Origin of the sequence: Yersinia aldovae 670-83 (assembly GCF_000834395.1) — a bacterium.
In the GTDB taxonomy this organism is placed as follows: Bacteria; Pseudomonadota; Gammaproteobacteria; order Enterobacterales; family Enterobacteriaceae; genus Yersinia; species Yersinia aldovae.
This window is the reverse complement of record NZ_CP009781.1, coordinates 2,669,515-2,694,426: the sequence shown is the minus strand read 5'-3', so window position 1 is coordinate 2,694,426 and position 24,912 is coordinate 2,669,515. Positions and strand designations below refer to the sequence as shown.

Genomic DNA, 24,912 nt, shown 5'->3' with positions numbered 1-24,912 from the left:
TTACCCGTCATATTCCAAATTACTTAGGCGTTGACTGCCTTCCCGCAATCTGAACTATTTAGGGTAATAACCTGGTTAAACCGCGGAGGCTCCCCCGACGATCTCGGTGAGTTCCTGAGTGATGCTGGCCTGACGAGCCTTGTTGTAAACCAACTGCAGCTCTTTGATCAGACTACCGCCGTTATCGGTGGCGGCTTTCATCGCTACCATTCGCGCGGCCTGTTCGCTAGCCAGGTTTTCAACGACGCCCTGATAAACTTGCGATTCTACATAGCGACGCAGGAGAGTATCCAGCAGTGCTTTAGGATCGGGTTCATACAGGTAATCCCAGGATTTCTTCTTCAGCTCACCATCTTCCGCAGGCGGAAGCGGTAATAGCTGCATGATCCGTGGTTCCTGAGACATCGTATTGATAAACTTGTTATTAACGATATACAGTTTATCCAAACGACCTTCATCATAGGCTTGCAGCATCACTTTCACTGGCCCGATAAGTTCTGACAGCGAGGGGTTATCCCCCATGCCAGTAACCTGAGCAACAATCTTGCCGCCCACGGAACCAAAGAAAGACGCAGCTTTTGATCCAATCAGCGCTAAGTCACATTCAACGCCTTTTTCAGACCAACCTTTCATCTCAGCCAATAGTCTTTTGAACAAGTTGATGTTCAAACCACCGCACAAGCCACGGTCGGTAGAAACCACCAGATACCCAACACGCTTAACGTCGCGTTCTTCCAGGTACGGATGTTTGTATTCCAGATTACCTAACGCGAGGTGACCAATCACACTACGCATTGTTTCTGCATAAGGACGGCTGGCCGCCATGCGTTCTTGCGATTTACGCATTTTGGAGGCGGCGACCATCTCCATGGCTTTGGTGATCTTTTGCGTGTTTTGCACGCTGGCGATCTTGGAACGTATCTCTTTTGCGCCGGCCATTTCTGCTTCTCCTCATTGCCAGACGGCCTGCTTTCCTAATGAAAAGCAGGGCCGTATAGCGTTACCAGGACTGGGTTGCCTTAAATGTATCAAGGATGCCTTTCAGCTTGCCCTCAATCTCATCGTTGTACGCGCCAGTTTGGTTGATTTGTTGCAGAAGCTCGGCGTGCTCGCGGTCAGCAAACGCTAACAGCGCAGCTTCAAAGCTACCTACCTTCGCCAACTCGACATCACCCAGATAACCACGTTCAGCTGCGAACAGAACCAGAGACTGCTGCGCAACCGACATCGGTGCGTACTGTTTCTGTTTCAGAAGCTCGGTCACTTTCTGACCGTGGCTCAACTGTTTACGTGTTGCATCATCCAAATCGGATGCGAACTGGGAGAACGCAGCAAGTTCACGATACTGTGCCAGAGCGGTACGGATACCACCGGACAGTTTTTTCATGATCTTGGTTTGCGCTGCACCACCCACACGGGATACGGAGATACCTGGGTTAACCGCAGGACGAATACCGGCGTTAAACAGGCTCGATTCCAGGAAGATCTGACCATCGGTAATCGAAATTACGTTAGTCGGAACAAACGCGGAAACGTCCCCTGCTTGAGTTTCAATGATTGGCAATGCGGTCAAAGAACCGGTTTTACCTTTCACTTCACCCTTGGTAAAGGCTTCAACGTAGTCGGCGTTAACACGCGCAGCACGCTCCAGCAGACGGGAGTGGAGGTAGAATACGTCGCCAGGATAAGCTTCACGACCTGGTGGACGACGAAGCAGCAAGGAGATTTGACGATATGCAACGGCCTGTTTAGACAGGTCATCATAAATAATCAGCGCATCTTCACCGCGGTCACGGAAATATTCGCCCATAGCACAACCGGAGTAAGGTGCCAGATACTGCAATGCAGCAGATTCTGAGGCTGTAGCTACCACCACAATGGTGTTAGCCAACGCGCCATGTTCTTCCAGTTTACGCACTACGTTTGCAACAGTAGAGGCTTTCTGGCCGATAGCAACATACACACATTTAATGCCGGAATCGCGTTGGTTGATGATCGCATCAATCGCCAGAGCAGTTTTACCTGTCTGACGGTCACCGATGATCAATTCACGCTGGCCACGACCAATTGGGATCATGGCATCCACTGACTTATAGCCCGTCTGAACAGGCTCATCAACGGATTGACGTTCGATTACGCCAGGTGCGATAGCTTCAACAGCTGAGAAGCCGTCGTTTTCTACCGGACCTTTACCATCAATAGGTTCACCCAGAGTATTGACGACGCGACCCAACAGGCCACGACCGACAGGAACTTCCAGGATACGGCCAGTACATTTAACCTTCATGCCTTCGGCAAGATCGGCGTACGGACCCATAACGACAGCACCTACGGAGTCGCGCTCCAGGTTCAGTGCGATTGCATAACGGTTGCCTGGCAGTGCGATCATCTCGCCTTGCATAACTTCGGCCAAACCATGTACACGAATGATCCCGTCACTAACGGAAACAATAGTACCTTCATTGTGAGCTTCGCTCACCACATTGAACTGAGCAATGCGCTGCTTGATCAGTTCGCTGATTTCGGTGGAATTCAGTTGCATATGCTCCAGTCCCCTTAAGACTGCAAGACGTCCGCCAGGCGTTCTAGACGACCGCGAACGCTGCCATCTATCACCATATCGCCTGCACGTATTACTACGCCGGCCATTACGGACTTATCGATTTTGCAATTCAGCTTAACTTTGCGTGATAGCCGTTTTTCCATCGCAGCGGCAATTTTAGCCAGCTGTCCGTCATTCAGTGGGCTCGCAGAGCTCACTTCAACGTCGACGGTCGACTCCAGTGAGGCACGCAGTTGAATAAACTGCTGTAGTACCTCAGGAAGAACCAGTAAACGGCTATTCTCCGCCATAACTCGAATGAAGTTCTGTGCGGATTCATCGAGTTGATCACCACAGACGGCAATAAACGTCTTAGACATTGTTTCAGGTGCTACAGCACCGGAAAGCAATTCAGCGATCTGTTCATTGCGCGTCACTTGGGCAGTAAACGCCAGCATATCTTGCCAACGATCAACCGCCTGGTGCTCAACAGCAAAGTCAAAAGCTGCTTTGGCGTAGGGGCGAGCTACAGTGACAAATTCAGACATCAGCCCCTCCCTCCTTACAGTTCAGCGACCAGTTTATCAACGATGTCGCTGTTAGCAGCTTCATCCACGGAACGTTCGATGATCTTCTCGGCGCCAGCTATAGCCAACATCGCGACTTGCTTACGCAACTCTTCACGAGCACGCTTACGTTCGGCGTCGATCTCTGCCTGCGCTTGCGCCACGATTTTGTTACGTTCCTGTTCAGCTTCTGCTTTAGCTTCATCAAGGATCTGAGCTTTGCGTTTACTTGCCTGCTCAATGATCACCTGGGCTTCTGCTTTGGCTTTCTTCAGTTGGTCGGTCGCATTGGCTTGCGCTAAGTCCAAATCTTTTTTGGCACGCTCTGCAGAAGAGAGACCGTCAGCAATTTCTTTTTGACGCTTCTCGATGGCAGCCATAATCGGCGGCCATATATACTTCATACAAAACAGGACAAACAGGACAAACGCGATGGCCTGGCCGAGGATTGTTGCGTTAAGATTCACAGCACAATGCCTCTTTAAAAGTTAATAGTTTGGTGTAGTTCACAGTAGAGAAAACTCTACTTACGCGACAGCAAACATCACGTACAGACCCAGACCAACAGCGATCATAGGGATGGCGTCAACCAGACCCATGACGATAAAGAACTGTGTACGCAGCAGAGGAATCAGGTCAGGCTGACGTGCAGCACCTTCCAAAAATTTACCACCCAGGATGCCGATACCGATCGCAGCACCGATTGCCGCTAAACCCATCATTATAGCGGCAGCCATGTACAGCAGATCCATATTCAGGTTTTCCATGACAGTCTCCAGTTATTTCAGTTAAACGTAGTAATGTTATAAGAAAATCAGTGCTCTTCGGACGCCATCGACAGATAGACAATCGTCAGAACCATGAAGATAAAGGCTTGTAACGTAATAATCAGTATGTGGAAGATAGCCCAAGGTAAACTGAGCATCCACTGTGACCACCACGGCAACAGGCCAGCAATCAGGATGAAGATCAACTCACCCGCATACATGTTGCCGAACAGTCGCAGACCGAGTGAAACCGGTTTGGACAGCAGGCTGACACCTTCCAGAATTAAGTTAACTGGAATGAATATCGGGTGATTGAACGGCTGCATCGTTAATTCTTTTACGAAGCCGCCTACACCTTTCATTTTAATGCTATAGAACAGGATCAGGATGAAAACACCCAACGCCATGGACAAGGTAATACTCACGTCAGCAGTGGGAACCACGCGCAATGCAGGTAACCCAAAGACATGCTCGCCGATGTAAGGCAGTAAATCGATTGGCAGTAAGTCCATCATATTCATCAATAAAACCCAGACGAATACCGTCAGGGCTAATGGTGCGATGACTTTACTTTTACCGTGGTACATATCCCGAACGCTGCTATCGACAAAACCGATAATTAACTCAACAGCCGTCTGCAATTTGCCAGGCACGCCACTGGTGGCACCTGCCGCGACTTTGCGGAAAACAAACAGAAAAGCTAACCCCAGCACGACAGAGAAGAACAAAGAGTCAATGTTCAACGTCCAGAACGTTGCAGGGCCAGGTGAGTGGGGATTGACCAACTCAAAGGTACGCAGGTCCAACTGAAGGTTATTCAGATGGTGCCCTATGTAGTCCCTTGGAGTAGAGATTTCTCCTGATGCAGACATGATGCCTCTTACCCTTTTTGTAGTTAAATACGGTGATCGTTAAATACGATAACTGTTAAGTACGGTAGCCGCTAAGTATGGCCGGTGCCAATATCTGCACAATCAGCACCGCTAAATAGGTTAAACCGAGTGGTGCAAAAGCGGCTTTAAACAGCCCCAGAGCCACAATCAGTAAAATTATCGTTACGATAACTTTTAACCCTTCGCCAATGGCAAACGACCACGCAACACGACCTGGAGCTGCTGTTTTTGCCTGATGGCGGCAAGCAAACAACATAAATATGGCACTGGGCAACCAGGCTGCCAATCCTCCTGCCAAAGCAGAAACACTCCATTCAAGGCTCTTAAAGCCAAAAGCGGCGCTGAGAACAACAAACGTCATTAACTGCAAAAACAGCGACTTTCGTGCAATTTTCCCACTGTAAAGGGATACAGGCATGACGTTTGTTCTCTCCGAACCACACTAGGGCATGTTGAGTGAGGTATAAAACTGCTTTTTACCCCATAGAGTCAAGCAGCAAAAAACGAGCAAATTATACGGGCCACTCAAACGAATTCAATCGATAAGTAACGAAAAGGTGAACAATTATTCAATTTTTTTACTTTCGACCTCTTTTCACAAGATTACTCTCGGAATAAAGCCCAAATCTAATTGTCTGACGATTCCAATTATTATCAATAAAGCGTGAAATTGATCACAAAACTTAAAACAGACTAATTTATAGCCCATAACCCCAAGCTTTGTCTTTAACGAAAAGAGCGATCAAAAGCTTTTATAAATCATAATGTTAAAATAAAACTATTATTACGCAACTTATCTACTTAATAAAAACTAACCGTTGACATTTCAGATAATAACTCGGCAACAATTCAGACACATAAAAAAGGCAGCATTGGCTAAAAAATAATTACCATAGTGACTATTTTGTGGTTTCCGATACCGTTTTGTCATTTCTTGCAGTTGATTATGTAAGAAATAAGTAAAATAATTTAGGTCATACTAAGAGTTAGCGAATAAAAAGCAACCATAACTAAAAATAATTAAACTGATAAAATAGCTTACAGTTGCAGATAATTTATTGCTTTTTTTTGATAAAAAACAAAGTTAGTTTAGCTTAAGAATGACCAAGTGACGCTCACCTTCCAACTCAGGTATCTGCAACCGGATAACTGCTTTAAGCGTAATACCTGCTGGCAGTGTGGCTAACTCATCATCTGGCCTAACCCCTTTAAGCGCATAAAAGCACCCTTCAGGCTTCGCTGGCAAGTGATGGCACCAGGACAGCATATCTTGTAAGGAGGCAAATGCACGGCTTATTACGCCATCAAAAGGGGGTTCTGCGACAAAGTCCTCAACTCTGCTCTGTACAGGGTCAATATTGGTTAACCCTAATTCATGTTGCACCTGACGCAGAAAACGAACGCGCTTACCCAAGCTATCCAGCAAGGTAAAATGCGCATCAGGCCGCACAATTGCCAGAGGGATACCAGGCAGGCCAGGGCCGGTTCCAACATCAATAAACCGATTACCTTGTAGATGTGGGTTAACCACAATGCTATCCAAAATATGCCGCACCAGCATTTGCATTGGATCGCGAACGGAGGTCAAGTTATACGCTTTGTTCCACTTATGCAGCAACTCCACATAACCTACCAACTGGTATTTTTGTTGATCGGGAAGCGCAATACCTGCTGCGGTAAGCAGTGAGTTTAATTTTTTTAGCACAACATTATCCTGTAACCAGAAGATGCCTGGTCAGCCTATAAATGGGTTAATACGCAGAATGATAATCGAGCTTAACAGCGCTTTGAAGACCTGGCTGCGGGTTTGGCGGTTAAATCGCATCTGCCTGGCGGCTAAAAAGCACAACACAGGCAAACACTTTTAGAGTTGTACGATGTGGAAATTATGCACTGCGACGCAATAAGCCTTGTTTTTTCAACCAGACTAGCAAGATAGAAATAGCCGCTGGCGTGATGCCAGAAATGCGCGAGGCCTGACCAATTGAGTTAGGTTTATGATCATTCAGTTTAGCGATCACTTCGTTCGATAAACCAGATACTTGGCGATAATCAAGGTCTAGTGGCAATACGGTGTTTTCATTGCGTAATTGCTTTTCGATCTCTTCCTGCTGACGGGTGATATACCCTTCATATTTAACCTGAATTTCAACCTGGTCCGCCGCTTGTGGATCAGTCAATGCCGGGCCGAAAGAAGGCAGAGTGGTCAACAATCGGTAATCAATTTCTGGCCGACGTAGCAATTCTTCCCCATTGGCCTCTTTTGACAGTGGGGCTTTAAGTAACGCATTGATTTCAGAAACGTTATCAGAATATGGGTGTACCCAGATATCACGCAGGCGCTGGCGTTCTTTTTCAATTTGCTCAATTTTCTGGCTGAAGTGTGCCCAGCGAGCATCATTGACCAACCCTAATTTCCGCCCCATTTCAGTCAAGCGCAGATCTGCGTTATCTTCACGCAACATCAGGCGATATTCCGCCCGTGAGGTAAACATGCGGTACGGTTCTTTGGTACCAAGGGTGCTTAAATCGTCCACCAGCACGCCAAGGTAGGCTTCATCACGACGAGGTGACCATCCGTCTTCATCGTTGGCAAAGCGGCCCGCATTGAGGCCTGCAAGCAGCCCTTGAGCCGCTGCTTCTTCATAGCCCGTCGTACCATTGATTTGTCCGGCAAAGAACAAGCCCTGGATATATTTGCTTTCCAGGGTGGGTTTTAAATCACGCGGATCGAAGAAATCATACTCGATAGCATAACCAGGTCGAATAATTCGAGCATTTTCCAGCCCTTTCATTGAACGGACAATTTGCATCTGTACATCGAAAGGCAGGCTGGTAGATATGCCGTTTGGATAGATCTCGTTACTGGTCAAGCCTTCCGGTTCAAGGAAGATCTGGTGTGAATTACGATCAGCAAAGCGCATGACTTTGTCTTCGATCGATGGGCAATAGCGTGGCCCGATCCCTTCGATGATCCCGGCATACATCGGGCTGCGATCCAGATTATTACGGATCACTTCATGGGTTTTTTCATTGGTGTAGGTGATGTGACACGCCATTTGCTCAGGATGCTGGCTGGCATTACCCAGGAATGAAAATACCGGGATTGGGGTATCACCTAGCTGTGGAGCCAATTGGCTAAAATCAATGGTGCGTGCATCAATGCGTGGGGGAGTACCGGTTTTAAGACGATTAACCCGCAGTGGTAATTCACGTAGGCGTTGTGACAATGAGATGGATGGCGGATCACCGGCACGGCCACCACTGTAGTTCTCAAGGCCGATATGAATCTTTCCGTCCAGGAAAGTACCGACGGTTAAGACTACCGCTTTAGCGCGGAATTTCAGGCCCATTTGGGTAACTGCACCGACCACGCGATCGTTTTCAACAATCAGATCTTCAACCGGCTGCTGGAAAATCATCAGGTTAGGCTGGTTTTCTAATGCAGTACGTACCGCCTGGCGATACAGGACGCGGTCTGCTTGAGCACGGGTTGCTCTTACCGCTGGCCCTTTACTGGAGTTTAGTATCCTAAACTGAATACCGGCTTGATCCGTTGCCATTGCCATCAGGCCACCCAGAGCATCGATCTCTTTTACCAAATGCCCCTTACCGATACCGCCAATCGCTGGGTTGCACGACATTTGCCCCAGTGTATCGATATTGTGCGTCAGCAATAAGGTCTGACGTCCCATGCGTGCCGCTGCCATTGCAGCTTCGGTGCCGGCATGGCCACCACCGATGATGATGACGTCAAATTGATCTGGATAAAACATGGTACTGCACCTCGCCGTTATGCGAATTTCTGTGTTTGCCCTGAGGTGGGGGATTCTACTCAAGTTTAGACTTTCGACCAAGCGCCTTAGGATCGCCCTTAATTAAAAGAAGATCTTTTTATTTAAAGATCTCTTTATTAGATCTCTTATTAGGATCATGATCCTCTGTGGATAAGTGATTATTCACATGAAAGATCATAGGATTAACGAGGATCGTTTGCTGTGAATGATCGGTGATCCTATTGCGTATAAGCTGGGATCTAAATGGCATGTTATGCACAGGCACTTGGTGGGCCTAAGGTTGTTATGTGGATATGTACCGGTTTTACCCTGCTTTTAAGCATACTTACCCACATTCGTTTGCGTGATCTTTAAGCAAATTAGAGTAAATTAATCCAATTTTTAACCCAAACCTCTGCTGGATCCTCGGGAATTTCATGTTGGATGACGTCTATTTCTAAAATTTCACCCAAACGGCTGGCACCTTGTGCGATCAATTGTTGATCCAGTTGTCTGACTGCACCGCAGAAAGTGTCATATTCTGAACTGCCTAAACCGACGGCTCCGAAGCGCACTTGAGAAAGATCCGGCTTCTGTTGCTCGATTTGTTCTAATAAAGGCTGAAGGTTGTCCGGAAGGTCACCTGCACCATGTGTAGACGTGACAAGTAGCCACAAACCATTCAGAGCAAGTTCGTTTAATTCCGGGCCATGCAGCGTTTCTGTTGAAAAACCTGCTTCTTCTAATTTCTCAGCCAAATGTTCAGCAACATATTCAGCGCTGCCAAGTGTACTGCCACTGATCAAGGTAATGTCAGCCATAAGGAACCCAACCGATGTAAAGAACCGGTATTGTACGCTGTGAATCAGCTGGGATCTACCTGTGGATAATGTGGGTATAGTTATTTAAGGTTTAAGGCACGATGGTACGCATGATGGGGTTCTGCAAGGAGATTAGCGTCTCTGTTGACTGGATCTCATCAATCGTTTGGATCTTGTTGATAAGTACCTGTTGCAGCGCATCTATTGATTTACACATCACTTTGATAAAAATGCTGTAATGACCGGTGGTGTAATAGGCTTCAACAACTTCTTCTAAACTCTCCAACTTTTTGAGGGCTGAAGGGTAATCTTTAGCACTTTTCAGAATAATGCCGATAAAGCAGCACACATCATAGCCCAGCAGTTTTGGGTTAACATGAACACAGGCTGCTGTGATTATCCCTGCCTGACGCATTTTCTCTACCCGAACATGAATAGTTCCTGGGCTAACACCCAATTTTTTGGCCAATTCTGCGTAAGGTGTGCGCGCATTTTCCATTAATGCGTTCAGGATGCTGCGATCGAGATTATCGATCTGATAAATTTCACTCATATTATCTCTCTTTTTTTGCCGATTATTTAATTATAGTGATGTAAAAATGAATGATTAAAAGTGAAATGGCAATATTATTTGTTGGATATTGAATTTAACTACCATTTTGTTGCTTAATCGATGTCAAGCCAAACGGCATCACTCAATTAGCATAATAAACAATAACGAATCGAGAACACGGCAATGAAAAAACAATTTATCCAAAAACAGCAACAAATCAGCTTCGTAAAATCTTTCTTTTCTCGCCAGTTAGAGCAGCAACTGGGTCTGATTGAAGTGCAGGCTCCAATCCTGAGCCGCGTGGGTGATGGCACTCAAGATAACCTGTCTGGTTCAGAGAAAGCGGTACAAGTAAAAGTTAAAACTTTGCCTGATGCGACTTTTGAAGTTGTTCATTCATTGGCTAAATGGAAACGTAAGACCTTGGGTCGCTTTGATTTTGGTGCTGACCAGGGGATTTACACCCATATGAAAGCATTGCGTCCGGATGAAGATCGTCTGACGCCTATTCATTCTGTATATGTTGATCAGTGGGATTGGGAACGCGTTATGGGCGATGGCGAGCGTAACCTGGCTTACCTAAAATCTACTGTGAGCAAGATCTATTCAGCGATTAAAGCCACTGAAACCGCGATCAGTGCTGAATTTGGCGTGAAACCGTTCCTGCCAGAACAGATTCATTTTATCCACAGTGAAAGCTTGCGTGCCAAGTTCCCTGATTTGGATGCTAAAGGCCGTGAACGTGCCATTGCTAAGGAGTTCGGGGCCGTTTTCCTGATAGGCATTGGCGGTAAATTGGCTGACGGTCAATCTCATGACGTTCGTGCGCCGGATTACGATGACTGGACCTCACCGAGTGCGGAAGGTTTTGCTGGCTTGAACGGCGATATTATTGTCTGGAACCCCGTGCTGGAAGATGCTTTCGAGATCTCCTCTATGGGCATCCGAGTTGACGCGGATGCCCTTAAACGCCAGTTAGCACTGACCTGCGATGAAGATCGACTGAAACTTGAGTGGCATCAATCACTGCTGCGTGGCGAAATGCCACAGACGATCGGTGGCGGCATTGGTCAGTCTCGTTTAGTGATGTTATTGCTGCAACAACAGCATATTGGCCAGGTGCAATGTGGTGTGTGGGGGCCAGAAATCAGCGAGACAGTTGACGGTTTGCTTTAATTATCCAACCCGTGGTGGTTGCAACAGCCATCACGGGTTTTTAATCTATGCTGTAGTCATATATAAATAACTATATGCAAGGTTGCTGATGTTATGCTTCTATTTCATCCCGTTAGACACTATTTACATACCCGCCCAAGGCTGCTGCTCTCTGTTAGCGCTGGCGTCATCACCTACTTCCTATTACCGTCACATTTCACCGTATTATTGCGGCTAATGGTGAGTTGGAATGTATCCGCGTGGCTTTATTTGTTATTTTTATGGTTGCAGCTATTACGTACCGATCCGACGAGAATCAGAAAGATAGCCCGTGTGCAGGACGAAAGTGCCAGTATGGTGCTCAGTATTGTCAGCATGTCCTGTCTGGCCAGTATTTTGGTGATTTTATTTGAATTGAGTACCGCAAATCAGCTCTCTGACTCAGCCAAGGCGTTCCATTTGGTTCTGACCGGGATGACGTTGTTGGTATCATGGTTACTGCTACCTACCGCTTTTACCATGCATTACGCCCATCTATTTTATCTGCCACGAGATAAATCAGAAACGGTTTTACCGTTACTTTTCCCCAAAGAGATAACCACGCCTTCCTATTGGGATTTCCTTTATTTCTCATTTACTATCGGTGTGGCTTCTCAAACTGCGGATGTCTCGACTGGAACGTCTGATATCCGCCGAGTGGTGCTCTTACAGTCAGTTTTATCATTTATCTTTAATATGACGATATTGGGTTTGTCGATTAACGTTGGTGCAGGGTTACTTAACTAGAAATGCTAAATTAGCGTTTCCAGCGGCGCATTAAGCGGCTTTTTAAACCGGTATCAAAGCGCCAGATATGATCGAAAATACGCATGATACCGGGCTTGCCATAAGCTGACATGGCGACGGCATGAAAACGGTGCTGGTGGGCCTGTTGTTGAATTTTAATCTTGCGCACTAATTCATCCGGTAAGCGCTGGGCGATAAAGTCAGAAATGATCACTGCATCGGCGTCATACCACTCCCTGTCTTCCATTTTACTTAATGTACTGGCTAAACATGCGGCCAGATCGGTTCCGCCGTGAAAGTGCTGACTAAGAAAGCGAATTGCTTGTTCAATGCCGCTGGCTGCTGATAGCTCATAATGAATTATTTCGGTAGCAAATAGCATGATGTAACAGCGGCGGTTATCCGCCAGAGCGATTCGCAGCAGAGCCAGACAAAATGCTTTAGCACACTGCTCATTAAAGCCACCCATCGAGCCGGAAGTATCAACACAAACAATAAAAGGGCCACGAGGTTGTTCATCATGACTCTTAAGGCTAACGGGCCGCTGTAAGGTTTTTTCCTGCCAGTTATCTCCTTGCAAACGGTAAGTGAGCAAGCGCCGCTCCAGTAAGCGACGATAAAACTCAAACTCCAGTTCACTCATTCCTAGCATGACCAACTCGGTCGGCAATAATCGTAGAATATCATTGCTCTGGTGAATGCCACTGACCTCTTCTGGCACCGTATCGGGCTGACGCACTATCACGGTGTAAGGCTCGTAGCGGGCATCTGGCGTGGGCTGCGCTTTGGCTGAACGGCTGCGGCCGAGTTGTTCGGCCAATTGCTGTAATTCGGGTTGGTGTTGCAGGAAGTCACCGTATTGCAGTAACAATTGATAATCGCCACGCTGCAAATGCCCCTGACTCATATCCCACAAGCGCCCTGCCGCGCCATCGTTGGTTGCCAGTATCGGCTCTAACGCGCCACTGAGTGCCAAACGTTGTTGTAATTCAGCTAAAAGTTGTTCGCGTTCTTGCTCAAGTAACTGATGATGGATAGTGATGGTTTGTAAGGTCAGGCTAACGCGCCAGCGCTGTAAAAAGAGCGTTTGCAAACTCTCACCGGTTTGGGGGTTTTTGGCTAAATCAGCGGTTTGTAGCAATGTTTTGGCTTGTGTTGCAAAGGGGGAATGCAATGCCTGTAACTGCGCCACGATATCGGGCAAATGGGCATAAAACTGTGGGCTATCTTCCAACTGACGCTGTTGATATAAGAAAAATTCATTTGCCAGGCCCGGTGGGACTTTCGCCTCATGGATACGTTGTTGTAAGTTCTGCTTCCAGGCTGGAATATCCTTCATCAACGCCCGTTTAATACGCGGGAATTTTTCAAAAAATAAGGCTAACTGAGGTGATGCCAGCAGCCCAATCACCATTTCTTCAATAAGTTCGCCCTCACTTATTGATAACAGCAGATCCAGTGTGGCCAGGCTGAGCATCTGTCAGTGCCCGCACATTTTTTGTTGCTGCTGTTTTAGCTGTTCTACTACCTGTAATAAGCTGGCTTCAATTTTTGCCAGCCAGGATGATGGGGTGAACAGGCAAGGTTGGTGCTGACTGAATAGCCGCCGTTGCTCAGACAAACTGTTTTCAAGCTCGGTCAATGCCACCAGCAGCTCAGGGGGAACGCTGCTGGTGGTGGCTCCCGGTTGTGAGAGGAGGGATGGCTGGCGGCTAGCATCAAGAACAATTATATGTAACTGATCATCAATTTCCGCATCAATAGATTGGGCATAACCGATACCGTTTAATTTGGCGCGTAATGCTCCGCCCTTATTTAACCACTGCACCAGAGCATCTTTCTCTATTTGCAGATGATTAACCTGAATATCATGCAGATAGAGTGGTTTTTGCAGCAAGAGAGTCAAGGTGCTGTCAGTCAGATGGCCTGGCAGCGCATATTGGGGTTTGCGGCTGAACATTCCGCTTTGCCTTACCACCGTTAGCGCCTGATGGTCACTTTGTTGCTGTTGGTGCTGCAACCATTGGCCCTGAATATGCTGTAGTTTCATTAATAGGCTTTGTTGCTGGTATCCCTGTTCCGTTAACAATTGCTCAAGCTGTTGTTGCAGTAATTTGAGGGAGTTTAGGTCATGCCACAGGCAATCTTTCAATAAAATCAAATCAATAGGGGTTACTTCATCCCGTCCACTGAAAAATGCGCTAGCCTGGAGTAGGCGCAGTGCCTTTTTCCAGCGTCTATCTGATACATATGGAGCCTGTTCATGCGCGCTCAGCCGTTGACGTAGCTGAAAAATCAGCTCAAAGCAGTGATCCGGTAGAGCGATTTTGTCGATCAGCGGTTGCCACTGATAGAACTCTTCATCACTGATACTGAGATTTTCTGCCACCGGATTGTGATTTTCGTTTTGTCTGCTGAGCAGTAACGAACGGAAGTTCTGCTTCTCTTGCACGCGATCCAGCCATAGGCGGATTAGCATTCGGTCATAAAGCGCTTCCAAACTACTGTCTGAATCTGGCAGCTCGTTGGAGGCGGTAACCAGTAGCCGCATTGGAATGCTGTCTTCCCGATCACCATTACGAAAACGGCGTTCATTAATTGCGGTGAGTAAAGTATTCAATATTGCCGGGCCTGCTTTCCAGATTTCATCAAGAAAGACGATTTCCGCTTCTGGCAGATAGCCGCCGGTCATGCGTTGGTAGCGCCCTTCTTCTTTCAACGCCTGAATAGAAAGTGGGCCAAATACCTCTTCCGGTGTTGAGAATCGGGTCATCAGGTATTCAAATGCACGGGCATTGCGAAAAGCAAATTTCAGGCGACGAGCAATCAGGCTTTTGGCAATTCCCGGTGGGCCAAGCAGAAAGACACTCTCACCGCTGAGGGCGGCCAGCAAACAAAGGCGGATAGCTTCCTGTCGTTCATACAGGCCACTTTCAAGGGCACTGCTTAATCGGGATATTCTTTCTGCTAATTGCGATGATTGCGCCATAATTGTTCTATATGTTCCGTTAGATAATTGATTTTTACCTGATAGAAAGGAATAAATCCTCTTTTTTAATAAGATAGTTTGTTGATTAGTAAAAAATTATATTCTCTGATATTGGTAGCCAATCAATTTTAACCATTTTCATAGTATTTAAGAGTAGGCAATCTATTGAAATGGTGCATACTGTGCGCCTTTTGGTGGGCGTACTCAGAATACAGAACGCGCGATTGCGGTTCTTAAACGCACGCATCAGCTTATGGATGTTCTAGCAAAAAGAATTCAATGATGAGCACAGAACATAAGAAACAATCTTTATCGGCAGTAACCCTGGCAGCTATCGGGGTCGTTTACGGTGACATTGGTACCAGCCCACTCTATACCTTGAGAGAGTGTTTTTCTGGTCACTATGGTTTTGATGTCCGTCCGGATGTGGTGTTTGGTTTTTTATCGCTGATCTTCTGGATGTTAATCTTGATAGTTTCAGTTAAATACCTGACCTATGTGATGCGGGCTGATAACGCCGGTGAAGGGGGGATTCTTACGTTAATGTCCTTGGCTGGGCGTAATACGTCTTCCAGAGCCACCTCAATATTGGTGATCCTCGGGCTGATTGGCGGCAGTTTCTTTTATGGTGAGGTGGTTATCACCCCGGCCATATCGGTTATGTCGGCTATTGAAGGGCTGGAAATTGCTGCACCAGCGCTTGACCCCTACATTGTTCCCTGCTCCATTGCGGTGTTAACACTGCTATTTATCATTCAAAAACACGGTACTGGCAGTGTTGGTAAGTTATTCGCGCCGGTTATGTTGGTGTGGTTTCTAACGCTCGCTCTGCTTGGGCTGCGCAGTATTATCGCGAACCCGGAAGTTCTGTCTGCACTGAATCCCAAATGGGCACTAAGCTTCTTTACTGAATATAAAGCTGTTTCATTCTATGCCCTTGGCGCGGTCGTACTGGCTATCACTGGGGTGGAGGCGCTGTATGCCGATATGGGGCACTTCGGTCGATTCCCTATCCGCCTGGCGTGGTTTACCGTGGTGTTACCGTCGTTAGTGCTGAACTATTTTGGTCAGGGCGCGCTATTACTGAAAAACCCTGAGGCGATTAAAAACCCGTTTTTCCTGCTAGCACCGGATTGGGCGCTAATTCCATTGTTGATTCTGGCGACGTTCGCCACCGTTATTGCCTCACAAGCGGTTATCTCTGGTGTGTTTTCGCTTACCCGGCAGGCCGTGCGGTTGGGCTATTTGCCGCCGATGCGGATTATTCATACCTCTGAAATGGAATCAGGCCAGATATATATTCCTGTGATTAACTGGACACTGTATTTAGCGGTGGTATTGGTGATTGTCGGCTTCGAGCGCTCCAGTAATCTGGCTGCGGCTTACGGTATTGCCGTAACCGGTACGATGGTGATAACCAGTATTTTGTTCTGCACCGTGGCGCTGAAAAATTGGCACTGGAACCGCGTCTTTGTCGGTTGTTTACTGGTGGTGTTATTAATTATTGATATTCCGATGTTTTCTGCCAATGCCCTGAAATTGTTCTCTGGTGGTTGGTTGCCACTGTCGCTGGGCCTGGTGATGTTTATCATCATGACAACCTGGAAAAGTGAGCGTTTCAGCTTGTTGCGCCGTATGTATGAACACGGAAATTCACTGGAAGCGATGATTGCTTCACTCGAAAAATCGCCACCGGTACGGGTACCTGGTACTGCGGTTTATATGTCGCGGGTAATGAATATAATTCCTTTTGCATTGTTACATAACCTTAAACATAACAAAGTATTGCATGAGCGGGTGGTATTGCTGACATTGCGAACGGAAGACGCGCCTTACGTGCATAATGTGAAACGTGTGACCATCGAGCAGCTTTCTCCTACCTTCTGGCGAGTGGTGGCCAACTATGGTTGGCGTGAAACACCGAATATGGAGGAGATTTTCCACCGCTGTGGTTTGGAAGGCTTGCCTTGCCAGATGATGGAAACCTCATTCTTTATGTCTCACGAATCGTTAATTCTCACCAAGCGGCCGTGGCATTTGTTCTTGCGCGGCAAGTTATTTATTGCGCTTAGTCGCAATGCGCTACGTGCGCCGGACCAGTTTGAGATCCCACCCAATCGGGTGATTGAGCTAGGAACGCAGGTAGAGATTTAACTGAGAAGGCAGTTAACAACGTTGATAAGCGGGGAAATGTGCCGTAACGGCGTGAGCCGTCGGAGTGCCCATTGGTGCAGTCGCCCCGCCAGTTTCAGTGCGACAAAATAGGTTTGCCATCAACCTCAGGCCGTTAGTCATAACGGCCTTTTCCACCTCTATCATGACCACTTTTCATTTGTGCAGCGAAACGTTTCGATGGTGATCACAATTTCATCAAATTGGGTTTGCCTTCTGCGGCCATTTTTCTAAACTCTGTATCAGCGAAACGTTTCGCTGTCGGAGTAGAAAATGAAAAAAGGCGCATTACTGAATTCTGATATTTCCGCTGTTATCTCCCGTCTGGGCCATACTGATCAGGTTGTGATAGGTGATGCGGGGCTGCCGATACCGGCAACCACCACACGTATCGATCTGGCACTGACACAAGGCGTCCCTGGTTTTCTTCAGGTTCTCGAGGTGGTAACGCAAGAAATGCAGGTTGAAAGTGCAGTCTTGGCGGAGGAGATAGTTAAAAACAATCCGCAACTCCATGAAGCGTTACTCGCACAACTATCACAACTTGAGCAACATCAGGGAAACCATATTACGGTGCGCTATATCAGCCATGAGGCTTTTAAAGAGCAAACCAAACAAAGCCGGGCAGTGATTCGTAGCGGGGAATGTTCCCCCTTTGCTAACGTTATCCTCTGCTCCGGCGTAACCTTCTGAGGCGTTTATGCAACCTTTGCTGCAACTGAAAGGGATTGATAAAGCCTTTCCCGGCGTTAAAGCGCTTTCCGGTGCTGCACTCAGTGTCTATCCTGGCAGGGTGATGGCGCTAGTGGGTGAAAATGGCGCCGGAAAATCAACCATGATGAAAGTGCTGACCGGTATCTACCATAAAGATGCCGGCAGTCAGCATTTCCTGGGTAAAGAAGTGGTGTTTAATGGCCCGAAAGAGTCGCAGGAAGCGGGGATTGGCATTATCCATCAGGAACTTAACCTGATCCCACAGTTAACCATCGCGGAAAATATCTTTTTAGGCCGTGAGTTTGTGAATCGTTTTGGCGGCATCGATTGGAAAAAGATGTATGCCGAAGCGGATTTACTGCTGGCGCGCCTTAATATCAGTTACAGCAGCCACCGGCTGGTGGGTGAGCTTTCGATTGGCGACCAGCAAATGGTAGAAATCGCCAAAGTGCTGAGTTTTGAATCCAAAGTTATCATCATGGATGAGCCAACAGATGCACTGACTGATACTGAAACAGCTTCTTTATTTAATGTTATCAATGAGCTGAAGGCAGAAGGTCGCGGTATCGTTTATATCTCTCACCGGTTAAAAGAGATTTTCGAGATTTGCGACGACGTGACGGTATTCCGTGATGGCCAATTCATCGCCGAAAAGCCGGTTGATGGCCTGACTGAAAACTCGCTAATTGAGATGATGGTGGGCCGTAAACTGGAAGAGCAATACCCACGTTTGAATATCCCTCGTGGTGAAAAACGTTTGCAGGTCAAACAGCTCTGTGGCCCCGGTGTGACAAATGTCAGTTTCACGTTATACAGCGGTGAGATCTTGGGGGTGGCGGGTCTGATGGGAGCGGGTCGCACCGAGCTGATGAAAATCATCTATGGTGCATTACCGCGTAAATCCGGTTTTGTCATGTTGGATGGCCGCGAAGTGGTGACTCATTCTCCGCAGGATGGTTTGGCAAACGGTATTGTTTATATTTCCGAAGACCGTAAACGGGATGGACTGGTGCTGGGCATGTCAGTTAAAGAGAATATGTCTTTGACGGCATTGCGTTATTTCAGCCGTGCAGGAGGGTCGCTCAAACACGCCGATGAACAGCAAGCCGTCTCTGATTTTATTCGTTTATTCAATATAAAGACGCCATCTATGGAGCAGCCGATTGGTTTGTTATCCGGTGGTAATCAGCAAAAAGTGGCGATTGCGCGCGGTTTGATGACCCGACCAAAAGTGTTGATCCTTGATGAACCGACTCGTGGTGTGGACGTCGGGGCCAAAAAAGAGATCTACCAGTTAATCAATCAATTCAAACAAGAAGGGCTGAGCATCATTTTGGTCTCCTCAGAAATGCCCGAAGTGCTAGGCATGAGTGACCGTATTCTCGTGATGCATGAAGGCCAGTTAAGCGGCGAGTTCTCGATTGAACAGGCTACCCAGGAAGTGTTGATGGCCGCGGCTGTCGGCAAGCGCGATTTATTGGAAAAATAATTTATTTAGACTCTAAATAATTCAAGTTGCAGGAAGCCAACACACATGCAGCTTGAAATATGATGAGTAGAGCAGGAGTAATCAGATATGAGTTCCCAGACTATCCAGACCAAGCGCTGGTTCAGTAAAGAATGGCTATTAGAACAAAAATCACTGATTGCGCTGCTGGTGCTGATTGCTGTGGTTTCGTCACTAAGCCCTAACTTCTTTACCCTTAATAACATGTTTAACATTCTCCAGCAGACTTCCGTCAATGCCATTATGGCGGTTGGGATGACGCTGGTTATACTGACTTCTGGCATTGATTTATCGGTCGGATCGTTATTAGCGTTGACCGGCGCAGTTGCCGCCTCGATTGTCGGGTTGGAAGTGAATGCCTTGGTTGCCGTAGGCGCAGCATTGGCGCTGGGGGCATTTATTGGTGGCATCACTGGGGTGATTGTTGCCAAAGGCAAAGTTCAGGCGTTTATTGCGACGCTGGTCATGATGTTGCTATTACGCGGTGTGACGATGGTTTACACCAACGGTAGCCCAGTTAATACCGGTTTTACTGATGTAGCGGACACCTTTGGCTGGTTCGGTATTGGTCGCCCATTAGGTGTGCCAACCCCAATCTGGTTGATGGCGATTGTCTTTATTGCCGCCTGGTACATGTTGCATCACACGCGTCTGGGCCGTTATATCTACGCGCTGGGTGGCAATGAATCCGCAACACGTTTGTCGGGTATCAGCGTTGATAAAGTTAAGATTATTGTTTATTCACTCTGTGGGTTGTTAGCAGCACTGGCCGGGATAATTGAAGTTGCCCGCCTGTCCTCCGCGCAACCCACTGCCGGTACCGGCTATGAACTGGATGCAATCGCAGCCGTGGTTCTGGGGGGTACCAGCCTTGCTGGGGGGAAAGGGCGGATTGTCGGCACCCTGATCGGCGCATTAATCCTCGGTTTCTTAAATAACGGTTTGAATTTATTGGGTGTCTCCTCTTACTACCAAATGATCGTCAAAGCAGTCGTTATCCTGCTTGCGGTGTTGGTAGACAATAAAAAGCAGTAGGCTATTTTACTTGCCATTTTGGGCTTGGGCAGTGCTCAGAATCCTCACGTAGCCATGATTTACAAGGTCATGGTGTACGCTCCGGTTCTTGTGCGCTGGCTGAACCCAAACTGTCTGCGACAATAACGCCTACTAAATTGAATTTGCTAACCCCTACAGGAATTGCGACCATGAAAATGAAGAAACTGGCTACTTTGATCTCTGTTGTTGCATTGAGCGCTACCGTCAGTGCTAACGCGCTGGCAAAAGACACGATTGCATTGGTTGTTTCCACGCTGAATAACCCGTTCTTTGTTTCAATGAAAGACGGCGCACAAAAAGAAGCGGATAAACTGGGCTACAACCTGGTGGTATTGGATTCTCAAAACAACCCGGCTAAAGAATTGGCTAACGTGCAGGACTTAACGGTACGCGGCACCAAATTACTGCTGATTAACCCAACCGATTCTGATGCGGTGGGTAACGCAGTTAAAATGGCGAATAAAGCCAATATCCCGGTTATCACGCTCGACCGTCTGGCAAACTCAGGCACCGTGGTGAGCCACGTAGCCTCTGACAACCGTTTCGGCGGCAAAATGGCCGGTGATTACATTGCTAAGAAAGTCGGTAGCGATGCCAAAGTGATTCAGTTGGAAGGGATTGCTGGTGCGTCTGCTGCGCGTGAGCGCGGCGAAGGCTTCAAGCAATCAATGGAAAAAAACAAATTCCAGTTATTGGCGAGCCAACCGGCAGATTTTGACCGTACTAAGGGTTTGAACGTTATGCAGAACCTGCTGACAGCACACCCGAACGTGCAGGCCGTATTTGCACAGAACGACGAAATGGCGCTGGGTGCTCTGCGTGCGTTGCAAACCGCCGGTAAAACCGATGTGTTAGTGGTTGGTTTCGATGGTACTGACGATGGCATCAAAGCGGTTGAAGGTGGGAAACTGGGGGCAACTATCGCTCAACGCCCAGATCAGATTGGTGTGATTGGTGTACAAACCGCGGATAAAGTATTGAAAGGCGAGAAAGTCCAGGCCGTTATCCCAGTAGATCTGAAGTTAGTGACTAAATAATATCCTCATTCAATCAGTAGTTGTCATTCAATAAACCCAAGGTAATTGCAGTTGCAGGTAGGCAGCAAGTGAATGAATCCCGATGAGCTGATTCAAATCAGTGATTCGGGTGAGTGAACGTAGCTAACACCCCTGCAACTTCAATGACAAAGGAATAAATACGATGGAAACAGGTAAACTGGTGGTCTTGGGCAGCATCAATGCCGACCATATTCTGAACATTGAGCAGTTTCCACGTCCGGGTGAAACGGTGATCGGCAAGCAGTATAACGTGGCGTTTGGTGGCAAAGGTGCTAATCAGGCCGTTGCTGCTGGCCGTAGCGGAGCAAACATCGCGTTTATTGCCTGTGTGGGTGAAGATGATATTGGTGATCGGGTGCGTCGGCAGTTAGCTGGCGATAATATTGATACTGCGCCAATCGAGGCGGTTGCGGGCATGACAACCGGTGTCGCGCTGATTTTTGTCAATGGTGAGGGCGAAAATGTCATTGGTATTCATGCCGGTGCTAACTCAGCGGTAACACCTGACTACCTTGGCCGCTACCAGCAGCAGGTGATCGATGCAGATGCATTATTGATGCAACTGGAATCTCCACTTGAGACGGTTATCGCCGCCGCGAAATTGGCAAAGCAGCATCAAACACAGGTTATCCTGAATCCGGCCCCCGCCCGCGAACTGCCAGATGAGCTATTAACGCTGGTGGATATGATTACCCCAAATGAAACAGAAGCTGAGCGTTTAACCGGCGTTCATATTGAGCAGGATGATGACGCAGCGAAAGCCGCGCAAATCTTGCATGATAAAGGCATCGCTACCGTCATCATTACCTTAGGCAGCCGTGGTGTATGGCTCAGTGAGCAGGGTCACGGCAAGTTAGTGGCTGGATTCAAGGTTGAGGCTGTGGATACCATTGCTGCTGGTGATACGTTCAACGGCGCACTATTGACTGCTTTATTGGAAGGTCAGGTGATGGACTCAGCCGTGCGCTTCGCTCACGCCGCTGCTGCTATCGCGGTGACTCGCCCCGGTGCGCAGCCCTCCATTCCGTGGCGCGTTGAGATCGACCGTTTCTTACAAGGTCAGGGTTAACTTTGGCCACCATGAAAGACGTCGCCCGCCTCGCGGGCGTATCAACCTCAACCGTTTCGCATGTTATTAATAAAAACCGCTTTGTCAGCGATGCTATTCGCGACAAAGTGCTGGCCGCCGTCAAACAGCTCAACTATGCCCCCTCCGCGCTGGCCCGCAGCCTAAAACTGAAGGAAACCCGCACCATCGGCATGTTGGTTACCGCCAGTAGTAACCCGTTTTATTCCGAAGTGGTGCGTGGCGTAGAACGCAGTTGCTATGAGCGCGGTTACAGTTTGATTCTGTGCAATACCGAAGGCGATATTGACCGCATGAGCCGTAGCATTGAAACCTTGATGCAAAAACGTGTCGATGGTTTGCTGCTAATGTGTACCGAAAGTCACTGCCCGTCACAAGATATCCTGCGTTGCTACCCGTCATTGCCGATCATCATGATGGATTGGGCACCCTTCGAGGGCGTCAATGATGTAATTCAGGACAACTCGTTATTGGGTGGGGAAATGGCAACTTCATATTTGATTGCCAGAGGATATACCCGAATTGCCTGCATCGCTGGCCCACAAGATAAGACCCCGGCTAAAGAACGGTTGGAAGGATATCGTCAGGCCATGAATCGCGCCGGTTTAGTTATTCCCTCTGAGTATGAAGTGGTCAGTGATTTTGAATTTGGTGGTGGCCTGGTCGCGATGAAACAGTTACTTGCGTTACCGAAGCCGCCTGAGGCGGTGTTCACCAGTAATGACGCGATGGCTGTTGGGGTTTATCAGGCTTTGTATCAGGCAGGGTTATCGATTCCGCAAGATATGGCCGTTATTGGTTATGATGATATTGAAATTGCACAATATATGACGCCACCACTGACCACTATCCATCAACCAAAAGATTCCCTTGGTGAACTGGCCATTGATACTCTGATTCATCGGTTGAATAACCCGGAAGCGGAACCCCAAATTCTGGTTCTCACTCCCGAGTTAATGGAGCGTGGTTCAGTCGCGATCCGTTAAATTTCGCTTTCAGCGGATTTCGCTCCCTTTTTCACATTCCTGCCCTGAATCAAATTGTCGCCATCTCTTGGTTTTAGCAATAAGAACACCATAGAGGAGAGTAGTGTCACGATGCCCATCGTAATAAAGGTATAGTGGAAGTGATCGACGCTGCCGCCAAACGACAACCCATCATAAAACCGCAATACCACCGCGCTGATAGCCACCCCAAAACTGATAGCCACCCCAAAACTGATAGCCAGTTGCTGGGTTACTGCCAGAACACTGTTGCCGGAACTGGCATTATTATCGGTTAGGTCAGCCAGTGTGATTGTGTTCATTGCGGTGAATTGTGTCGACATTGCCATTCCCAGGACAAATAGCGGCAATATCATCATCCACGGCGACATGCCCGGTGATTGCACCGAAAATAGCGCAATTAATACCCCAATAATGGCAGTTATACCCACTAATACCTTACGGTAGCCCATCGAACGTAACAGTTGAGTCACCATCGATTTTGCCATCATCGAACCAATGGCGGTGGGTGCCATCATGCAACCGGCAATAATAGCGGAATAACCAAACCCGACTTGCAACATGAGTGGCATTAGGAAAGGTACGCAGCCAGTGCCTAAACGTGAAGCTACGTTACCCGCAATGCCGACGGAAAAGGTTCGGGTTTTAAACAGCGGTAAACCAATTAGCGGGTTAGGATGGCCTTTGGCGTGGAATATATAGAAGAGCAGCATTAATAAACCGCCCAACAGCACAGCGGCTGGCAGGTAGCTGGCAATATCTGGTCGCCCCATTATTTCCAGACTCACAGATATCATCACTAAACTGCTACCGAACAGCAGGAAACCGATAATATCAAAGGCGCGTTTCGGCATGGTGAAGTCGGGCATATATTTACGGGCATAAAAGATACCCAGTAAGCCGATGGGAATATTAAGGATAAAAATCCAGTGCCAGGTAGCGTAGGTGACTAATAACCCACCCAACAGCGGCCCCATAACTGGGCCGACTAAGCCAGGGATAGTGACAAAATTAAGAACTGGCAATAATTCACTGCGTGGATAAGCTCGGATAAGTGCCAGCCTTGCCACCGGCATCATCATTGCTCCACCTACGCCCTGAATAATACGTGAGGCGACCAAAAACGGCAGGGAACCTGACAGCGCGCACAGCAATGACCCCAGTGTAAATAAAGAAACGGCTAAAATGAAAACCCGGCGAGTACCAAAACGATCAGCCAGCCAACCACTTACCGGGATAAGCATCGCCACCGTTAGGGTGTAACTGATAATGGCTGACTGCATGGTCAGTGGCGAGCGGTTAAGACTTTCAGCAATAGAAGGAAGGGCTGTATTCAGTATGGTGGCATCCAAAGCTTGCATTAAAGAAAGCCATGGCAGCTATCCAAGGAAGACCTGCCATACTGCGCGCAGATTTTATCATTATCCGTCCTGGTTATATCAAGTGGGTCTGAGTACCCTTCTTTT

At 47.7% G+C, this 24,912-nt stretch carries 22 protein-coding genes and 1 pseudogene; 9 read left to right on the top strand and 14 right to left on the bottom strand.

All coding sequences use genetic code 11. The annotated features are described in order from the left end of the window. Window positions 1–75: 75 nt before the first annotated feature. From atpG to asnC, 11 genes are all read right to left on the bottom strand, one after another. Complete coding sequence (atpG, locus tag AT01_RS12270; protein ID WP_002220756.1) at window positions 76–939, bottom strand: F0F1 ATP synthase subunit gamma; 864 nt, start codon at window positions 937–939, stop codon at window positions 76–78. Window positions 940–1,000: 61 nt separating this feature from the next. Further along, window positions 1,001–2,542, bottom strand: coding sequence for a F0F1 ATP synthase subunit alpha (atpA, locus tag AT01_RS12265; RefSeq protein WP_042547346.1), 1,542 nt, complete (start codon window positions 2,540–2,542; stop codon window positions 1,001–1,003). 14 nt (window positions 2,543–2,556) lie between these two features. Continuing rightward, window positions 2,557–3,090 carry a F0F1 ATP synthase subunit delta gene (gene atpH, locus AT01_RS12260; protein WP_004703876.1) on the bottom strand — a complete coding sequence of 178 codons (534 nt, stop codon included), beginning with the start codon at window positions 3,088–3,090 and terminating at the stop codon, window positions 2,557–2,559. Window positions 3,091–3,104: 14 nt separating this feature from the next. Next, on the bottom strand, window positions 3,105–3,575 hold the full coding sequence (gene atpF, locus AT01_RS12255) for a F0F1 ATP synthase subunit B (RefSeq protein WP_004393038.1): 471 nt from the start codon (window positions 3,573–3,575) through the stop codon (window positions 3,105–3,107). A gap of 60 nt (window positions 3,576–3,635) precedes the next feature. After that, the gene (atpE, locus tag AT01_RS12250) at window positions 3,636–3,875 is read right to left on the bottom strand and encodes a F0F1 ATP synthase subunit C (protein ID WP_004393045.1); all 240 of its coding nucleotides are present in this window, start codon (window positions 3,873–3,875) and stop codon (window positions 3,636–3,638) included. Between the two features lie 47 nt (window positions 3,876–3,922). Next, entirely contained in the window at window positions 3,923–4,747 is an 825-nt protein-coding gene (gene atpB, locus AT01_RS12245; RefSeq protein ID WP_042547345.1) for a F0F1 ATP synthase subunit A, read from the bottom strand. Between the two features lie 55 nt (window positions 4,748–4,802). Further along, on the bottom strand, window positions 4,803–5,186 hold the full coding sequence (gene atpI, locus AT01_RS12240; RefSeq protein ID WP_042547344.1) for a F0F1 ATP synthase subunit I: 384 nt from the start codon (window positions 5,184–5,186) through the stop codon (window positions 4,803–4,805). 666 nt (window positions 5,187–5,852) lie between these two features. Then, window positions 5,853–6,473, bottom strand: coding sequence for a 16S rRNA (guanine(527)-N(7))-methyltransferase RsmG (rsmG, locus tag AT01_RS12235; RefSeq protein ID WP_004703873.1), 621 nt, complete (start codon window positions 6,471–6,473; stop codon window positions 5,853–5,855). A 181-nt stretch (window positions 6,474–6,654) separates the two neighbouring features. After that, window positions 6,655–8,544, bottom strand: coding sequence for a tRNA uridine-5-carboxymethylaminomethyl(34) synthesis enzyme MnmG (gene mnmG / locus AT01_RS12230; protein WP_042547343.1), 1,890 nt, complete (start codon window positions 8,542–8,544; stop codon window positions 6,655–6,657). Window positions 8,545–8,924: 380 nt separating this feature from the next. Continuing rightward, window positions 8,925–9,365 carry an FMN-binding protein MioC gene (gene mioC / locus AT01_RS12225; RefSeq protein WP_042547342.1) on the bottom strand — a complete coding sequence of 147 codons (441 nt, stop codon included), beginning with the start codon at window positions 9,363–9,365 and terminating at the stop codon, window positions 8,925–8,927. 91 nt (window positions 9,366–9,456) lie between these two features. Continuing rightward, window positions 9,457–9,918, bottom strand: a complete 462-nt coding sequence (gene asnC / locus AT01_RS12220) for a transcriptional regulator AsnC (RefSeq protein ID WP_004703869.1) — start codon at window positions 9,916–9,918, stop codon at window positions 9,457–9,459. A 183-nt stretch (window positions 9,919–10,101) separates the two neighbouring features. Here asnC and asnA point away from each other — a divergent pair, with 183 nt between their 5' ends. Beyond that, window positions 10,102–11,094, top strand: coding sequence for an aspartate--ammonia ligase (gene asnA / locus AT01_RS12215; RefSeq protein ID WP_042547341.1), 993 nt, complete (start codon window positions 10,102–10,104; stop codon window positions 11,092–11,094). Window positions 11,095–11,187: 93 nt separating this feature from the next. Continuing rightward, on the top strand, window positions 11,188–11,859 hold the full coding sequence (locus AT01_RS12210) for a DUF1345 domain-containing protein (RefSeq protein ID WP_004703867.1): 672 nt from the start codon (window positions 11,188–11,190) through the stop codon (window positions 11,857–11,859). Window positions 11,860–11,869: 10 nt separating this feature from the next. On the opposite strand, the gene viaA is transcribed toward AT01_RS12210, so the two are convergent. Further along, complete coding sequence (gene viaA / locus AT01_RS12205; RefSeq protein ID WP_042547340.1) at window positions 11,870–13,336, bottom strand: ATPase RavA stimulator ViaA; 1,467 nt, start codon at window positions 13,334–13,336, stop codon at window positions 11,870–11,872. A 3-nt stretch (window positions 13,337–13,339) separates the two neighbouring features. Further along, complete coding sequence (ravA, locus tag AT01_RS12200; protein WP_042547339.1) at window positions 13,340–14,848, bottom strand: ATPase RavA; 1,509 nt, start codon at window positions 14,846–14,848, stop codon at window positions 13,340–13,342. 282 nt (window positions 14,849–15,130) lie between these two features. Between ravA and kup the strand changes: the two genes are divergently transcribed. The 7 genes from kup to rbsR all read left to right on the top strand — a co-directional run bounded on the left by kup (window position 15,131) and on the right by rbsR (window position 23,428). Then, the gene (gene kup, locus AT01_RS12195) at window positions 15,131–17,002 is read left to right on the top strand and encodes a low affinity potassium transporter Kup (protein WP_042547338.1); all 1,872 of its coding nucleotides are present in this window, start codon (window positions 15,131–15,133) and stop codon (window positions 17,000–17,002) included. 291 nt (window positions 17,003–17,293) lie between these two features. Beyond that, window positions 17,294–17,713, top strand: coding sequence for a D-ribose pyranase (rbsD, locus tag AT01_RS12190; RefSeq protein WP_004703863.1), 420 nt, complete (start codon window positions 17,294–17,296; stop codon window positions 17,711–17,713). Window positions 17,714–17,720: 7 nt separating this feature from the next. Further along, a complete protein-coding gene (gene rbsA, locus AT01_RS12185) occupies window positions 17,721–19,223 on the top strand; it encodes a ribose ABC transporter ATP-binding protein RbsA (protein WP_004703862.1) in 1,503 nt (500 codons plus the stop codon). Window positions 19,224–19,310: 87 nt separating this feature from the next. Then, a complete protein-coding gene (gene rbsC / locus AT01_RS12180) occupies window positions 19,311–20,276 on the top strand; it encodes a ribose ABC transporter permease (protein WP_042547337.1) in 966 nt (321 codons plus the stop codon). A 170-nt stretch (window positions 20,277–20,446) separates the two neighbouring features. Then, window positions 20,447–21,334 carry a ribose ABC transporter substrate-binding protein RbsB gene (rbsB, locus tag AT01_RS12175; protein ID WP_042547336.1) on the top strand — a complete coding sequence of 296 codons (888 nt, stop codon included), beginning with the start codon at window positions 20,447–20,449 and terminating at the stop codon, window positions 21,332–21,334. 163 nt (window positions 21,335–21,497) lie between these two features. Continuing rightward, the gene (rbsK, locus tag AT01_RS12170; RefSeq protein WP_042547335.1) at window positions 21,498–22,424 is read left to right on the top strand and encodes a ribokinase; all 927 of its coding nucleotides are present in this window, start codon (window positions 21,498–21,500) and stop codon (window positions 22,422–22,424) included. A gap of 2 nt (window positions 22,425–22,426) precedes the next feature. Beyond that, entirely contained in the window at window positions 22,427–23,428 is a 1,002-nt protein-coding gene (gene rbsR / locus AT01_RS12165; RefSeq protein ID WP_042547334.1) for a ribose operon transcriptional repressor RbsR, read from the top strand. On the opposite strand, the pseudogene mdtD reads toward rbsR, so the two are convergent. After that, window positions 23,425–24,868: pseudogene (mdtD, locus tag AT01_RS12160) on the bottom strand (multidrug transporter subunit MdtD). The gene rbsR and the pseudogene mdtD overlap by 4 nt on opposite strands. Window positions 24,869–24,912: the final 44 nt, after the last annotated feature.

Coding starts and splice junctions, on each gene's coding strand:
- mioC (WP_042547342.1), bottom strand. CDS start 9,365: ATGGCTGACATTACCTTGATCAGTGGCAGTACACTTGGCAGCGCTGAA.
- atpE (WP_004393045.1), bottom strand. CDS start 3,875: ATGGAAAACCTGAATATGGATCTGCTGTACATGGCTGCCGCTATAATG.
- asnC (WP_004703869.1), bottom strand. CDS start 9,918: ATGAGTGAAATTTATCAGATCGATAATCTCGATCGCAGCATCCTGAAC.
- atpH (WP_004703876.1), bottom strand. CDS start 3,090: ATGTCTGAATTTGTCACTGTAGCTCGCCCCTACGCCAAAGCAGCTTTT.
- atpG (WP_002220756.1), bottom strand. CDS start 939: ATGGCCGGCGCAAAAGAGATACGTTCCAAGATCGCCAGCGTGCAAAAC.
- rbsD (WP_004703863.1), top strand. CDS start 17,294: ATGAAAAAAGGCGCATTACTGAATTCTGATATTTCCGCTGTTATCTCC.
- ravA (WP_042547339.1), bottom strand. CDS start 14,848: ATGGCGCAATCATCGCAATTAGCAGAAAGAATATCCCGATTAAGCAGT.
- rbsC (WP_042547337.1), top strand. CDS start 19,311: ATGAGTTCCCAGACTATCCAGACCAAGCGCTGGTTCAGTAAAGAATGG.
- viaA (WP_042547340.1), bottom strand. CDS start 13,336: ATGCTCAGCCTGGCCACACTGGATCTGCTGTTATCAATAAGTGAGGGC.
- rbsK (WP_042547335.1), top strand. CDS start 21,498: ATGGAAACAGGTAAACTGGTGGTCTTGGGCAGCATCAATGCCGACCAT.
- asnA (WP_042547341.1), top strand. CDS start 10,102: ATGAAAAAACAATTTATCCAAAAACAGCAACAAATCAGCTTCGTAAAA.
- mnmG (WP_042547343.1), bottom strand. CDS start 8,544: ATGTTTTATCCAGATCAATTTGACGTCATCATCATCGGTGGTGGCCAT.
- atpI (WP_042547344.1), bottom strand. CDS start 5,186: ATGCCTGTATCCCTTTACAGTGGGAAAATTGCACGAAAGTCGCTGTTT.
- rbsB (WP_042547336.1), top strand. CDS start 20,447: ATGAAAATGAAGAAACTGGCTACTTTGATCTCTGTTGTTGCATTGAGC.
- atpB (WP_042547345.1), bottom strand. CDS start 4,747: ATGTCTGCATCAGGAGAAATCTCTACTCCAAGGGACTACATAGGGCAC.
- kup (WP_042547338.1), top strand. CDS start 15,131: ATGAGCACAGAACATAAGAAACAATCTTTATCGGCAGTAACCCTGGCA.
- rbsA (WP_004703862.1), top strand. CDS start 17,721: ATGCAACCTTTGCTGCAACTGAAAGGGATTGATAAAGCCTTTCCCGGC.
- AT01_RS12210 (WP_004703867.1), top strand. CDS start 11,188: ATGCTTCTATTTCATCCCGTTAGACACTATTTACATACCCGCCCAAGG.
- atpA (WP_042547346.1), bottom strand. CDS start 2,542: ATGCAACTGAATTCCACCGAAATCAGCGAACTGATCAAGCAGCGCATT.